Origin of the sequence: Larkinella soli, assembly GCF_003703975.1 — a bacterium.
Classification (GTDB): Bacteria; Bacteroidota; Bacteroidia; order Cytophagales; family Spirosomataceae; genus Larkinella; species Larkinella soli.
Window position 1 is genome coordinate 23,932 of sequence record NZ_QTJY01000029.1, and the last position, 14,808, is coordinate 38,739.

The window sequence follows — 14,808 nt, forward strand, 5'->3', positions numbered from 1 at the left end:
CGAACGCTCCGATCCGAGCGCCGGCCGGTATCGCCCGGACGGTTAAGTGTGTTGGTATGGTAAAAACAATTCGAAAGAACTTCCTTCCCCCGGCCGGCTACGGACCTCGATGGTACCCTGGTGTTCGTCGATCATCTTTTTGACGTAGCTCAGACCCAGACCGAAGCCCTTGACATCGTGCAGGTTGCCGGTAGGGACGCGGTAAAATTTCTCGAAGATCCGGTTGAGCTGGTCCCTGTTCATCCCGATGCCCCGGTCCGCCACCGTGATGCCGACGCCGTTGTCGAGGCTGCGGGTGCGGATGGTAATATCGGGTGCTTCCGGCGAATACTTGATGGCATTATCCAGCAGATTGTACAGGATATTGCTCAGGTGAACCTCGTCGGCCTCGACGATCTCGCGGTCGGCTTCGAAGTCCAGGTGGACGTCGCCCTGTTTCTGTTCGATCTGGAGACCGATGGTGTTCAGCACCTTCCCGATGGTATCGTGAATGTTGACGGGAGTCAGCTTGAGCTTCACCGAGCCGCGGTCGAGGAGGGCCATCTGCAGAACCTTCTCTACGTGCGTACCCAGGCGCCGGGTTTCGTCACGGATAATGCCCATGTAGCGCGTCAGACGGGTGGCCTGCCCGTCGGCGGGCGGTTCCGGCGTCCGGCTGAGCTGTTCCTGCGCCATCTCGACGGCCAGGGAAATGGTCGAAATCGGCGTCTTGAACTCATGGGTCATGTTATTGATAAAGTCGTTTTTGATGTCGGCCAGTTTTTTCTGCCGCACGATCGTACTGATCGCCACGTAGAAACAGATCATGATCATCAGGACCAGCACGGCCGAACCGGCCAGGGTGGCGCTCATCTTCCGCAGAATGAACTCCTGCTGATCCGGGAAGTAAATGTACAGGAAATTGCCCTTCTCGAACAGGTTGTTCGGAAACAGCACCGCCTTGTAGACCTTCTTTTCCCCCTGCGCCTGCCCGACCGAATGCGAAGCAAACAGCAGCTGCGGTTTGGTCAGCCCTGCGCCCACGTTGGTCCGGACGCCGTACTCGAACGGAATCAGGATGCCCCGTTCGCCCATGGCGTGTTTCAGCAGGGAATCCAGCAGCACCCGGTTGATCCGGCTTTCGATCGGGCGGTTGGCAAACAATAGGTCCTTCACGACGCCTTTTACCATTTCGGACTGCTCTTCGGCTTTCTTCATGCCGACACTGGCCGCTGCCGGAGCGGTCGGGGCCGCCGGAAGCACGGGTTTCCGCCGGGGACGCAGCTTGCGGGTCGTCAGATTTTTCCGGACGGCTTCCGGAACCGTGCCGGCCGAATCGACCACGGGGCGGCCATACAGCATCCGGAGCTGGCGTTCGAAGACCTCGTCGACCATCTTGTCGAAATGCCGCTGCTGCTGGAGCTGAAGGTTCCAGAGTTCGTCCGGTCCGAGGGCATCCTGCTGCCGGACGATTTCCTCAAAATATTTCTGCTGAACGTCGGAGAGCTTCTGAAAGTCGGAATGCAGGACGTCGGAGGGCGACACCTGCGTCTGGCGCAGAATCCGGGCCGGCACCCCCCGCTGGTTCGGCTCACTGCCGGCTTCGGCGGCTTCGGGCCGGCCGGCGGTTTCCGCCAGATATTCATTCCCGCCCGTTTCGACCGGTTTTTTCGCCGAACGGGTAGCCGGGCGCTGGGATGCCCGGGGGCCGGTGGGCTGCGGAGCCTTCGCCGGACGGGCAATGGCCATCAGCTGGCGCTGCTTCTGCTGCTGTTCCATCCGCTGCCGGGTCAGGTAGAGAATCTCCTGCCGTTCGAGCGTCCGGACCACTTCCTGAAGCGCGTCGGTTACCTTATAGTCAAACTGTTCCTTTTGCAGGGAGAGCGCATTGGCGATCCAGTAAAGCTGCAGCGAAATCAATCCGAACAGCCCGACCGTCATCAACACGGCAATCCATCCTATGCGTCGTTTCGTCATTTTTTATTCCTCTCATGCAACATTCCCCCAGCCGAATCCATCTCTTGGGAAAGCGAAGGCTAAAATTACGAAAGCCCGCTTCTCCGGGCGAAACCGGCCCCCTGCTTTTAACAAACTTTAACAGCAGAAGAATTCAAATTGAAATAGGTTTGTAAGGTTTTGAAATTCAAAGGAAGAATGAAAACGACGACCCGAACTGTTCCGTATTTCCGGCTGTGGATGGCCGCTGTGCTGGTGGGCGGATGGTCGGCAACGGCCGTTGCCCAGACCGGTAAAAAGACCGATACCGAAAACAGCGTCAGTGTAAAGATCATCGAACGAACCAATGCCGGCGAGGTGAAGGAGATTGACCGCACCTACCGCATCGACGGCATGAAGGACAACGAGCGCGATGCCCTGGTCAACCGGCTGGTCGATTCGCTGCGAGCCCGGCGGGGTGACAAAAAGACCCAGATCACCATCATCGTCGAAGACAACGACGGCTCCGACAAACCCGGCAGCCTCCGCCGTCGGCCTGACCGGCTGAAAAGAGATGACCTGACGGCCCGGCGACCCAACGTCCTGATCGGCCCGGATCACTCGTTCCACTTTTACGGCCCGGACCGCGGCATCGAGTTCCGGCACTTCAAGGACGGTGTGCTGAAAGACCGCTTCCGGTTCGACACGGATTCGCTGGCCGACCGCATGAACCGCCTGGAGTTCAAATGGCCGGATAACTTCGGCCGGCGCATGGACGACGCCTTCCGCAGCTGGAGCTGGTCGATGGATGAGGACGTGAAGGCGCCGACGATCCGGGGCCTGCAGGTGTTTCCGAACAACCCCGAAACCAATCAGGTGAACATCCGCTTCTCGGCCCCGACCAAAGGCGACATCCGGATCCGGGTCACTACGCCCGACGGCAAAGAGGTGGCCCGCAAGGACGTCAAAGACTTTTCCGGAAGCTATTCCGGCCAGATCGACCTCGACAAAAAAGCGAAAGGTGTTTATTTTGTGAGTGTTACACAGAACGAAGACGGGGCCGTCAGACGGATCGTCATTCCATAATTCGTCCTCCGAAACCCGCCGGTCGTCGGTTGGCCGGCGGGTTTCGTCCCCCGATATGGACGGTTTACTCCGGTTTATCACCAGTTCACCTATTTTTGTAAAAGGATATAGCTATCGAAAGAATACTTTTACGTTACTAATCGGCCGGGCCATCGTCTAAAGGGTATTGCCAAAATGAGAAAGGCAATAGGAGGTCCAACCGCTCATCCTTACATACTACCGTTTACGAACTTTTTTTCAAAAAACAAGGTACTATGTATTGCAAGGTACGATAGAAAACCTATATCTTTGTTACGAACTTAAAAAGGGCCAGCCCCCAAGGTGTATGAAAGCAGTGGTCATCTTACTTTTGATGCTTGGTGCAAGCCTGACGGCCTCGGCGATGGGACATCCACACAACCTGTTCTCCGCGCATCGCAAAGCCAAACAATACCGTCCCGTGGTTTGCAAAACCACCACGGTATCCGACAAGCGCACGTTCACAAACTGCGTGGCCGTGGCCGGTTCGTCCGTCGTCTCTCAAAGCTGGGCGATTCTGCGCAAAAGACTTCTGTAATCAGGGCTCCGGGGAGCCGGTATATAGCTATTTTTAAAACAACGGGAGCCTGACGTTCGGTCAGGCTCCCGTTGTTTTTTGGCACAGGAATTGACCGGAAAATAGGTGAAAAGGCATATACGATAAAGCAGAAAACAAACGCCGGACCGCTGCGCTTTTTTCTCCGGATTCGGTTTTTTTTCCGGGGGTTATCGTCTCCCGGCGCGGGAGTTGCCTCCACATTTTTTTAGGCGGATTTTCGTTATTTGGTTATCTTTATCGCTTAATGGAATAAACTGTACTATAAAACGTAGCTGTATTTCTTAACCAAAATGCGCACTAAAGTTGTCTCTCTGGTGATGGTGGGGTTGTTGATGGCCGGTTTGCTGACAGCTTTTGGATGGACCCGGCCGTCCTGGACCCGGCACCTCCTATCGCCGGACCTGCTGACCTCGATGACCGATCGGAAACCGGCCCTGGCCGCCAAACCTGTCGTTAGGCGCAGGAAGTGGACGCCCATGCGTCCGGTCGAAGTGTTCGGATCGGCTCCGCAGCAGCAGCGCTGGGTGGACAGTGTTTTCCAGACCATGACCCAGGAGCAGAAGATCGGCCAGTTTTTTATGGTCGCCACCTTCTCCAACCGCGACGAAGCGCATTATCAATACATCGAAACCCTCGTTCGGCATTACCATATCGGCGGCCTGATTTACTTTCAGGGCGGCCCCTACCGCCAGGCCATGCTGACCAACCGCTACCAGTCGGCCGCTAAGGTTCCTCTTCTGATCGGGATCGACGGCGAATGGGGCCTGGGGATGCGGCTCGACAGTGCGATGGATTTCCCGAAACAGATGACACTGGGGGCCATCCGCGACGAACAGCTCATTTACCGCATGGGGGCCGAAATCGGCCGGCAGTGCCAGCGGCTCGGCATTCACATCAACTTCGCCCCGGTTTCCGACGTCAACAGCAATCCGTCGAACCCCGTGATCGGCAACCGCTCCTTCGGCGAGTCGAAGGAAAACGTGGCTTCCAAGGCGGCCGCCTACATGAAAGGCATGCAGCACACCCGGGTGATCGCGACGGCCAAGCACTTTCCCGGCCACGGCGACGCCAACGCCGACTCGCACCTGACGCTGCCGGTCATCAGCCGTTCGGCCGATCAGCTCCACGATGTAGACCTCTATCCCTTCCGCAAACTCATCGCCGACAGCCTCATGGGCATCGTGACGGGCCACCTGTACGTGCCCGTCGTGGATAATACCCCGCGGCTGGCCGCGACGCTTTCCGAAAAAGTGGTAACGGACCTGCTGAAAAAGGAACTGGGCTTCCGCGGCCTCGTCTTCACCGATGCGCTCAACATGGGCGGTGTCGGCAAACTCCCGGCCGAGGAAATCAATCTGCGGGCGCTGATGGCGGGTAACGACGTGCTGCTCTATCCGGAAAACGTCCCCGATGCAGTTCACAAAATTGCCCAGGCCATCGAGCAGGGACGGATTTCGCAGGAGCTGATCGACGAAAAAGTCAAAAAGATCCTGCGGGCCAAATACTGGGCCGGTCTCAACCGCCCCGCGCCCATCGCGCTGGAGAACCTGGGCCGCGACCTGAACTCACCCGAAGCCCAGCTGCTCAAACAGGAACTCTGCGAACAGGCCGTGACGCTCGTCCGCAATACCGATAACCTGCTGCCGATCAATACACTCGATACGCTCCGTCTGGCCTCCGTTTCCATCGGCACCGACTTCGGCAACACGTTTCAGAAGACGCTCAGCCGGTATGCCCCCTTCAAACAGATCACCTACGGCGAAAAACCGTCCGGCGACCACGACGTCGAGGAAATGCTGAATCAGGTCGGCAATGCGAATCTGGTGGTGGTCAGTTTCCACCGGATGAGTCCGTCGGCCCGCTGGAGCTACGGGGTTACGAATGCCTCCCTGAACCTGATCGGCCGGCTGAAACAGAAAGGCGTCCGGGTGGTGGTCTGCGCCTTCGGCCCGGCCTACGCCCTGCGTCCCTTTATGGGTTCGGGTGCCGACGCCGTGCTGTGTGCGTATGAAGACGGAGAAGAAATGCAGCGCGTGGTGCCGCAGGTGCTTTTCGGCGCCGTACCGGCGAAAGGCATGATGCCGGTGACGGTCGGCGACTGGCACATCGGCTACGGCCTGCTGACGGCCCCCAGCCAGCGGCTGTCCTACAGCCTGCCCGAAAGCGTCGGCATGCGGTCCGGTCAGCTTCGGCAGATCGAGACGGTGATCCAGAAAGCCATCCGCGATCACGCTTTCCCCGGCTGTCAGGTGCTGGTGGCCCGCAAGGGTAAAGTGGTGTTCAACAAGAGCTTCGGAACGCTGGCTTACAACAGTTTCGAGCGCGTCACGGACGAAACGCTGTATGACCTGGCTTCGCTGACGAAGGTGCTGGGAACCCTCCAGGCCGTCATGCTGCTCAACGAGCGGGGCGCCATCGATCTGAATCAGAAGGTAGCCTACTACCTGCCCGAATTCCAGAATAACTCGAAGCGCAACATGACCGTCAGCGACGTGCTGCTGCACCAGGCCGGTTTCCCGGCGGGTCTGTCGCGGGCCATCGAGCGTTCCAAAGCGCCGGGTACGGCGTATTTCCGCCCCGTGCGCGACAGCCTGCACACGCTCCAGGTGGGGCCGTCGATGTTTGCCGTTCCGGCCCTGCGCGACTCGGTCTGGCAATGGATCGTCCGGACTCCGCTGACGGGTAGCCGCATGGATGAGGACGGCAAATACGGATACGTCTACAGCGACCTGAGCTTCGTCACCCTGCAGAAAATCGTCGAACGGGTGACGCAGCAGCCGATGGACGCCTTCCTGGAAGATAACCTGTATAAGCCGCTCGGTATCGCTTCCCTCTGCTTCAACCCGCTCCAGAGCCATCCAAGCCTGAAAGTGGCCCCGACCGAGCAGGACTCCTATTTCCGTAACTCGCTGCTTCAGGGCACCGTTCACGACCAACTGGCGGCTTTGCAGGGCGGCCTTTCGGGCCACGCGGGCCTGTTCGGCAATGCCAACGACATCGCCAAGATCCTTCAGATGAACCTTCAGAAGGGGCAGTATGGCAGCCGGCGGTTCCTGCTGCCGGGTACCGTCCCGTTCTACACCCGCACGCAGAGCGACCGCAGCCACCGGGTGCTGGGCTGGGACAAACCGGAGGTCGACGGCAACAGCGTGTACCACGCCACCCAGGTTTCTCCCCGCTCCTTCGGTCATACGGGCTTCACCGGAAACGTGGTCTGGGTCGATCCCGACTACGACCTCGTCTTCGTTTTCCTCTCGAACCGCGTCCACCCCAGCGCAGGCAATACCCTGATCAACACACAGAAAATTCGCCGACAAATCCACGAGATTATCTATCAGTCGATGTAATTTGTATTTTTGGGGAATTCTTTTGAAAATATCAGAGCGCCCACCTGCTCGTCTCGTAACCATTTAACGATCGAAGTCGTATGAATCTACCATTACGTCTGTACTGGATATTGTTGGTTGTGCTGTCAGGAAGTGTCGGAATTACTTCAGCCCAGACGATTACGACCGGAGCTGTATCGCCCTCCTCCGTCTGTGCCGGAGGCACCATATCCGTTCCCTTCACCGTTTCGGGTGGCATCATCGGAAACGGTTTTGCCTACAAAGTGCAAATCGCTACCTCGGCTGCGGGTCCTTTTTCCGATCTGCCCACCACGGGAAACAGCAGCCCGCTGACGGCCGCCATCAGTGCCGATCAAACCTCGGGCAGTACGTATAGAATCAGGGTTTCGGCCGTCAGCTCCAGTACTTCCATCAACGGTTCGCTCAGTGCCACGGTCCTGACGATCAAACCGATTCCGGGCGCTCCTACCGTGACGGTTCCGGCGGCCTATTGTCAGGGAGCCACCGCTTCGGCCCTCTCGGCGACACCGGGCGCAGGCGGCACGCTGAACTGGTACGGCACCAGCGCCACCGGCGGGTCGGCCTCCCCGACGGCTCCGGTTCCGGCTACCAACCAGACGCAGACGTACTACGTCAGTCAAACCGTTAACGGCTGCGAAGGTCCCCGGGCGGCCATTCAGGTTACGGTTACCCCTCTCCCCGCTGCTCCGGGCGTCAGCGCCGTAGCGTATTGTCAGGGAGCCACCCCGGCGGCCCTGACCGCGACCGCCGGAAGCGGTGGCACTCTGAACTGGTATGGTACCAACGCGACCGGCGGCACGGCTTCCGCCGTGGCCCCGACCCCTTCGGCGGCCGCTGCCGGCACGACCAACTATTACGTCAGCCAGACAATCAACGGCTGTGAAAGCCCAAGAGCCGCCATTGCCGTCACAATCAATAAAATTCCGGCGGCCCCCACGGTGGTCAGCCCGGTTTCCTATTGTCAGGATGCCACGGCAAGTGCGCTTTCGGCTACTCCGGACGGAGGAACGCTGAACTGGTACGGTACGAACGCGACCGGCGGCACCGCTTCCGGCACTGCGCCGGTTCCCCCGACCAACGCCACCGGTACCGCTACCTATTATGTGAGCCAGACGGTGGCCGGATGCGAAGGACCGCGGACCAGTATCACTGTAACCGTCAATGCAAAACCGGCTCCTCCGACCGTCGTGACTCCGGTTTCGGTATGTCAGGGAACACCGCCTGCCGCCTTATCGGCGACGGCCGGCACCGGAAATACGCTGAAATGGTACGGAAACAACCAGACCGGCGGCACGGCTTCGGCAACGGCTCCCACCCCGCTCACCAACACCGCCGGCAACTTCAATTATTACGTCAGCCAGGCCGGAGCGAACGGTTGTGAAAGTGACCGGGCGCAGATTGTTTTCACGGTGAAACCGACCCCCGCTGCCCCCGGCGTTGCTGCCGTTTCTATTTGCCAGAATACGACGCCAGCCGCCCTAACTGCGTCGCTGGCCGAAAATGCCACCGCCAACTGGTATACTGCCGCCACCGGCGGCACCCCATCGGCTACTGCCCCAACGCCCCCAACCAGCGCCACCGGCGCGACGACCTATTACGTCAGCCAGACGATCAACGGCTGTGAAGGCCCCCGGGCGGCTCTTACGGTTACGGTCAAACCGCTTCCCGGCGCTCCCACCGTGGGCGCGGCCCTGACCTACTGCCAGGCCGCCACGGCCGCTCCGCTTTCGGCCACAGCCGCAACGGGCGGGACGCTGAACTGGTACGGCACCAGCGCCACCGGCGGCACCGCTTCGGGTACTGCTCCGACCCCGGCGACCACGGAGGCCGGAAATTTCGAATATTTCGTGAGCCAGACGATCAACGGCTGCGAAGGCCCACGCGCCGGTATTGCGGTTACCATCAACGCCAAACCGGCCCTCCCGACGGTAGCCGACCTCCGGTATTGTCAGGGAGCCACCCCGGCGGCACTCACCGCTGCAGCCGCTACCGGAGCAACGCTGAACTGGTACGGCACCAGCGCCACCGGGGGCACGGCTTCGGCCAACGCGCCGACCCCGGCCACGACCAATCCGGGCGAAACCACCTTCTACGTGAGCCAGAAAGCCGCCAACGGCTGCGAAAGCGACCGGGGCGCCATCAAAGTAAGAGTGTTTGCGACCCCGACCCTGCCAACCGTCCCGGCTTTGCCTGAGGTCTGTCAGAATACACCCCCGGTATCATTCTCCGCTACAGGGCAGGGCCTGAAATGGTATAACGCCGAAACCGGCGGAACCGCCACGGCCGAAGCCCCGGTTCAGAATACCGGTACCGCCGGCACCTTTACCTTTTACGTGAGCCAGACCATCGAACAATGCGAAGGACCGCGTGCTCCGGCTAAACTGGTGGTGAAACCGCTGCCGCAGGCTCCCGGTGTAGAAAATAAGGTGGTTTGTCAGGATACCCCCGAGCAGACGCTTTCCGCAGCCGGTTCGAACATCCGGTGGTTCGACGCCAACGACAACGGCATCGGCGCTCCCCGCCCGGCCACGAACATCGAGAGCACGCAAACCTATACGTTTAAAGCCACCCAGACCGTCAACGGATGCGAAAGCCAGAAGGCGTCGCTGACCTTCACAGTCAACGTAACGCCGAAGCCGGCCGTCGTGACGCCGGTGGTGTACTGCCAGAACGCCACCGCCAAACCGCTGGAAGCCACCGGCGAGGGGCTGAAATGGATCGACCCCTACGGCCGGGAATTTACTTCGGCCCCCACCCCGCCGACCACCAACGTTTCGGTTAATCCGGAAGGGGACTCCTATTTCGTGACGCAGAAGCTGGCCTCCACCGGCTGTGAAAGCCGCAAATCCGAAATCCGGCTGATCGTCAACGCTCCGCCGACGGCCAAAATCGAAGGCACGACCACGGTCAACCTCGGTCTGACGGCTCCGATGACGATCACCTTCACGAGCGTCCCGCCGTTCAGCTATACGCTGTCCGACGGCACCACCGGCACCTCGGAAACCCAGCAGAAAACCGTGAACGTGCTGCCGAAGAAAAACACGATCTATACGATTACGACCATCTCGAACAGCTGCGGTACCGGCACGCCCATCGGTGCCTTCACCGTCAACGTAAAAGCCCCGACGGTCACGACCAGCGCCCTGGCTTCGACCACCGTCTGCGCCGGTTCGCAGGTTCAGGTGCCGTTTACGACGACGGGCGAGTTCACCAGCGGCAACGCCTTCACGGTCGAGATCGCAGCGGCCTCCGACAGTCTGTTTGCCCGAAAGCTGGTCATTTCCGGCACGGCTTCGCAAAGCCCCATTACGGCCAAACTCCCCGACACACTCGTCACGGGCCTGTACCGGGTGCGGGTGAGTGCCTCCAACCCGGCGGTTCCGGTGCCGGGCAGCAACAGCCCGACCGTGCTGAACGTCCGCTCGCTGCCGACCGTCACCCTGACCGGCTCGAAGGACATCTACGACAACGAAAGCACCCCGCTGACCTTCAGCTTCACGGGCGACGCACCCTGGACGTTCGAATACGCCGACAGCGTGAAGACCACCAGGGTAACGACCAGCACCAACCCGCACACCATACCGGTTACCCCGCCGAAATCGACGACCTACCGGGTGACGTCGGTATCGAACAACTGCGGTAACGGCCGCACCAGCGGCACGGCCACCATCCGGGTGCTGCCGGTGCTGGGCCTGGAGCCGGACCCGCTCGTGACGGGCGTGAAGGTCTATCCCGTGCCGGTCGACCAGATTCTGACCATCGACATCGACGTGCCGCTGCAGAAAGACCCGGCCCGCATTCAGCTGACCGACGCCGGTGGGCGCGTCACGAAGCAGCTGACCACCCGGCAGCGGCAGACGACTCTCGATCTGAGCCGGCAGACCGCCGGAATCTACCTGCTTCATATCCAGGTCGGCAAGCGGACCACGGTCCGGAAGATCATGAAGCGATAAGAAATCCTTAAGCAAGCCACGGCGCCCCCAATGTTCGAAAGGACGTTGGGGGTCCATTTTTCAGACCATGTTCACCGACGAGTATTTCATGGAAATGGCCCTGATCCAGGCGGAATATGCGTTCGAAGAGGGCGAGATTCCGGTCGGGGCGGTGGTGGTCTGCCGAAACCGGGTCATCGCCAAGGGCTACAACCAGACCGAGCGGCTGAACGACGTGACCGCCCACGCCGAACTGCTGGCCGTGACGGCCGCCGGGCAGGCGCTGGGCTCGAAATATCTTCCCGACTGCACGCTGTATGTGACGCTGGAGCCCTGTGTGATGTGTGCGGGGGCGCTGTTCTGGGCGCAGATGGGCCGGGTCGTGATCGGAGCGGCCGATCCGAAGCGGGGTTATTCGGCCGTACAGCCCTCGCTGCTGCATCCGAAAACCCGCCTGACGACCGGCGTGCTGGCCGAAGAAAGCGCCACTTTGCTGAGTAAGTTTTTTAAGGGCTTACGAACATAAATTAAAAAGTCGCTGTTAGGCGTGTGACAACGAAATCTGGATGTCTCACCTTAACATTTCACACAATGGCATTTGAACTCGCTCCCCTGCCTTATCCGAGCAACGCGCTGGAACCGAACATCGACCAGCAGACGATGGAAATCCACCATGGTCGCCACCACAATACGTATGTGACCAACCTCAACAACGCCGTCACCGGGACGGAACTGGAGGGTAAGTCGATCGAGGAACTGCTGGCCGGCGTCAGCAAGCTTCCGGTGGCCGTTCGGAACAACGGAGGGGGCCACTGGAATCATACGTTTTTCTGGGGCCTGATGTCGCCCAACGGCGGTGGACAGCCTACGGGCCAACTGGCGGAAGCCATTAATCAGAAGTTCGGTTCCTTCGATGCCTTCAAGGAAGAGTTTACGAAAGCCGCCACCACCCGCTTCGGGTCGGGCTGGGCGTGGCTGATCGTGAAGGAAGACGGCGAACTGGCCGTTACCTCGACCCCGAACCAGGACAACCCGCTGATGGACGTGGCCGAGCAGAAAGGAACGCCGATCATCGGCCTCGACGTGTGGGAGCACGCCTATTACCTGAAATACCAGAATAAACGACCGGATTACATCGGCGCCTGGTGGAACGTGGTCGACTGGAACGCGGCCGACCAGAAATTCCAGCAGGCCAAAGGCGCCTAAACCGCCCCGGGTCATAGCCGGCGAACAATGAATACCGAGGGCCGGGCCGGGCATGGTTTGGCTAAAAAATTGGTGTTCATTGTTCGTTTTTCTGAATTCCCTTCTTATTTTTGCAGTCCCGAAACGGAGAATGTAGCTCAGTCGGTTAGAGCGCCAGATTGTGGTTCTGGAGGTCGCGGGTTCGAGACCCGTCTTTCTCCCAAGCCCTCAGGATAAATGTCCTGAGGGCTTTTTGTTTTTGGACGACGTTGACCACACCCTAGCCCCCTGAAGGGAGAGCCGATCCGGGAGTGCAAAGCCGGCTGGTCTGGCTACAGACATCAGGTCGCTACGCGACCTGACCACCCCCGACCTTTCCTAAAACAGCAGGGGGTGGCTTCGAGGAACTTTACCAGTGGCAGACGAAAACCCCTCCTTGGTAAGGAGGGGTTGGGGTGGTCCCATCAGAACCGCGTCAATTGAAAAATATCCTACCAACCGGCTGAATTCCAACTGCTGGCCCCACCTGAAAACAAAGAATTCATTCCTTTCCAAATCGGCCAGGAAACGGGTGATCTTTTCCTCGCGGCCGGTTTCCCGCCCATATAGATCGTCCAGCCCCTTGCAGCCGGTTTCAGGCCGGATGTGGGCGAAATGGACTTCCACCGGAAATGGCCGGCACAACTCCCGGAAGCGATGAATCGCCTGGCAGAAGCTGTAGGGGCGCCAGAACAGGTCCCGGCCGGGCTGGGCGATGACATCGAAACAGTCGGAGTCGGTAAGAAAAACCACGTTGTCGACCCCGCAGGCCCGGATGACGGCGGCAATTTCACGGTTCAGGGCGGGGCCGTCGGGGGTGGTTTCGGCGTAGTGGTAGACGCCGGGGATGCCGATGCAGAACAGACCGTGCAGGGCGGCTTTCATAGCCTTGAACTCACCCTCGGTCACCACCAGCGTCGGGTGCTTTTCCCGGCGGTGATAGGCGTCCCGTACCGGGGGTGGGATGAATACCGGCTTAGGCACGTTGGCGGGCGAGCGGTATTTGCGGTTTCGGACGACCCGGTCGGGGTGCAGGCGGGTTCGGACGTACTGTTTGATGCGTTTGCCCTTGCGGTAGGTATGCAGACCGTTGAGACCGACATACCGGATATTGATACCGCCGTCGGCGCTTTCCCAGAACAGCGGCATCCGCTTCGTTCCCGGCCGACCGAGGCAGGCAAGGTCTACTTCGACGGTATTGACCTCGTCCGTGACGCCCAACTCAGCCATGCGCTTTGCAAAGTAGGTCGGTTCAACGCTTCGATTTAGCATCTGCTTTTCCATTGGTTAGGTGAATAGATATGAACGTACTTTTCACTTTACCCCCAGCCGCACCGGCGGCTGGGGGTAAAAGCCGCTTTCTCAAGTAAACTCCAACCTATTCATGCTTCAAATATAGCAAATATGCATATAAATTCTATACGCTTTATGTATACAAACATACGATATCGCTTTTTTATGTATTTTATGATTGGTCTAATTTTGGACCGTGACAAATCTTTACGAGAACATTCGCAAAATCCGGACGGAGAAAAGTCTGACTCAGGATGTGGTAGCCGACCGGCTTGGCATTACGCAGGCGAGTTATTCAAGGATGGAAAAGGGCGATACCGCTATTTCCGTCGATCGTCTTGAAGTTATTGCTGACCTGTTTGGAATGACCACCGTTCAGCTTTTGTATTGGGGAGAGCCTTTACTGGAGGAAGAAAAGTCTGTTCTTATTGCCAAAATTCATGCGTTAGAGAAAGAGGTTGAACGGCTTACGCAACAGGTAAATCAGCTTGAACCATTGCAGCGTGAGACATTGTTGCCTTTTGAAACCAGAATTGCGAATCTGGAAAAAGACCTGAAAAGCCAGAAAAATCTGAACAAATTACTCGAAGAACGGCTTGCCGAGAAAGACCAACTGATTCAGGAGAAGTCGCAGATGATCGAAGTGCTGCTGCGCCTGACCCAGAAGTCCTGATTTACGTTACCCGAACCGCTTTTACCGACTCTGCCCTATGCCCGACGGTGTACTGCCTGCCCGTTTTTATCGTCCGGTCGTGATCGTGCTGACGCTGGCCTACCTCGCCGGGGTGGTGGGCCTGCAGGTGGCTTCCAGCGCCCCGCTGTTCCGGCAGCTGGTGCCGTTCAACCTGCTGGCCTCACTCGCGCTGCTGCTGCTGTTCCATTCCGACTGGCGGCCCTCCTTTCTGTTCTACTGCGGACTGGCGTTCACGCTCGGCTTTCTGATCGAGGTGCTGGGCGTCCAGACCGGCTATGTGTTCGGTGATTACGCCTACGGCCCGACGCTCGGCTGGGGCCTCTGGGATGTGCCGCTGATCATCGGTGTCAACTGGCTTATGCTGTCGTATTGCTGTGGGGTGATCTGCGACCGGCCGGCCCTGCCGGTCTACCTGAAAACCATCCTGGCGGCTTCGCTGATGGTGCTGCTCGACATCCTGATCGAACCGGTGGCGATCCGGCTCGACTTCTGGACCTGGTTCGGCGCCGACATTCCGCTGCGGAATTATCTCGGCTGGTGGATCGTCTCGCTGGTGATTCTGGCCATCTGGTACGGCCTTCCGTTTCGGAAGGAAAATCCGCTGGCCCGTCCGCTGCTGCTGCTTCAGTTTCTCTTTTTCATCGCCAGTAATCTGGCCTTCTTCCTGACCGCAGAATAAACATTTTGGCGATTTATGTAGTTATACTTAACCATAAGGGA

10 protein-coding genes and 1 tRNA gene are annotated in these 14,808 nt (G+C 59.0%); 9 read left to right on the forward strand and 2 right to left on the reverse strand.

The features are described 5' to 3' along the window. Window positions 1–42: 42 nt before the first annotated feature. Window positions 43–1,956 (reverse strand): sensor histidine kinase, encoded by a 1,914-nt coding sequence (locus DX909_RS27995; RefSeq protein WP_128548566.1) that lies wholly within the window; start codon window positions 1,954–1,956, stop codon window positions 43–45. A 177-nt stretch (window positions 1,957–2,133) separates the two neighbouring features. On the opposite strand from DX909_RS27995, the gene DX909_RS28000 reads away from it, so the two are divergent. From DX909_RS28000 to DX909_RS28030, 7 genes are all read left to right on the forward strand, one after another. Then, window positions 2,134–3,000, forward strand: a complete 867-nt coding sequence (locus DX909_RS28000) for a T9SS type A sorting domain-containing protein (RefSeq protein ID WP_128548567.1) — start codon at window positions 2,134–2,136, stop codon at window positions 2,998–3,000. 325 nt (window positions 3,001–3,325) lie between these two features. Beyond that, a complete protein-coding gene (locus DX909_RS28005; protein ID WP_128548568.1) occupies window positions 3,326–3,556 on the forward strand; it encodes a hypothetical protein in 231 nt (76 codons plus the stop codon). A 311-nt stretch (window positions 3,557–3,867) separates the two neighbouring features. Beyond that, window positions 3,868–6,924 (forward strand): serine hydrolase domain-containing protein, encoded by a 3,057-nt coding sequence (locus DX909_RS28010; RefSeq protein WP_128548569.1) that lies wholly within the window; start codon window positions 3,868–3,870, stop codon window positions 6,922–6,924. Window positions 6,925–7,004: 80 nt separating this feature from the next. Next, on the forward strand, window positions 7,005–10,898 hold the full coding sequence (locus tag DX909_RS28015; RefSeq protein WP_128548570.1) for an Ig-like domain-containing protein: 3,894 nt from the start codon (window positions 7,005–7,007) through the stop codon (window positions 10,896–10,898). A gap of 67 nt (window positions 10,899–10,965) precedes the next feature. Beyond that, the gene (locus tag DX909_RS28020; protein ID WP_128548571.1) at window positions 10,966–11,403 is read left to right on the forward strand and encodes a nucleoside deaminase; all 438 of its coding nucleotides are present in this window, start codon (window positions 10,966–10,968) and stop codon (window positions 11,401–11,403) included. A gap of 65 nt (window positions 11,404–11,468) precedes the next feature. Beyond that, window positions 11,469–12,083 carry a superoxide dismutase gene (locus DX909_RS28025; protein WP_128548572.1) on the forward strand — a complete coding sequence of 205 codons (615 nt, stop codon included), beginning with the start codon at window positions 11,469–11,471 and terminating at the stop codon, window positions 12,081–12,083. A 125-nt stretch (window positions 12,084–12,208) separates the two neighbouring features. After that, window positions 12,209–12,284: transfer RNA gene (locus tag DX909_RS28030), tRNA-His, on the forward strand. A 156-nt stretch (window positions 12,285–12,440) separates the two neighbouring features. Here DX909_RS28030 and DX909_RS28035 read toward each other — a convergent pair. Further along, window positions 12,441–13,385 (reverse strand): toprim domain-containing protein, encoded by a 945-nt coding sequence (locus tag DX909_RS28035; RefSeq protein WP_128548573.1) that lies wholly within the window; start codon window positions 13,383–13,385, stop codon window positions 12,441–12,443. Window positions 13,386–13,590: 205 nt separating this feature from the next. On the opposite strand from DX909_RS28035, the gene DX909_RS28040 reads away from it, so the two are divergent. Beyond that, on the forward strand, window positions 13,591–14,067 hold the full coding sequence (locus tag DX909_RS28040) for a helix-turn-helix domain-containing protein (RefSeq protein WP_128548574.1): 477 nt from the start codon (window positions 13,591–13,593) through the stop codon (window positions 14,065–14,067). A gap of 37 nt (window positions 14,068–14,104) precedes the next feature. Beyond that, window positions 14,105–14,767, forward strand: coding sequence for a carotenoid biosynthesis protein (locus DX909_RS28045; protein WP_128548575.1), 663 nt, complete (start codon window positions 14,105–14,107; stop codon window positions 14,765–14,767). Window positions 14,768–14,808 lie beyond the last annotated feature (41 nt).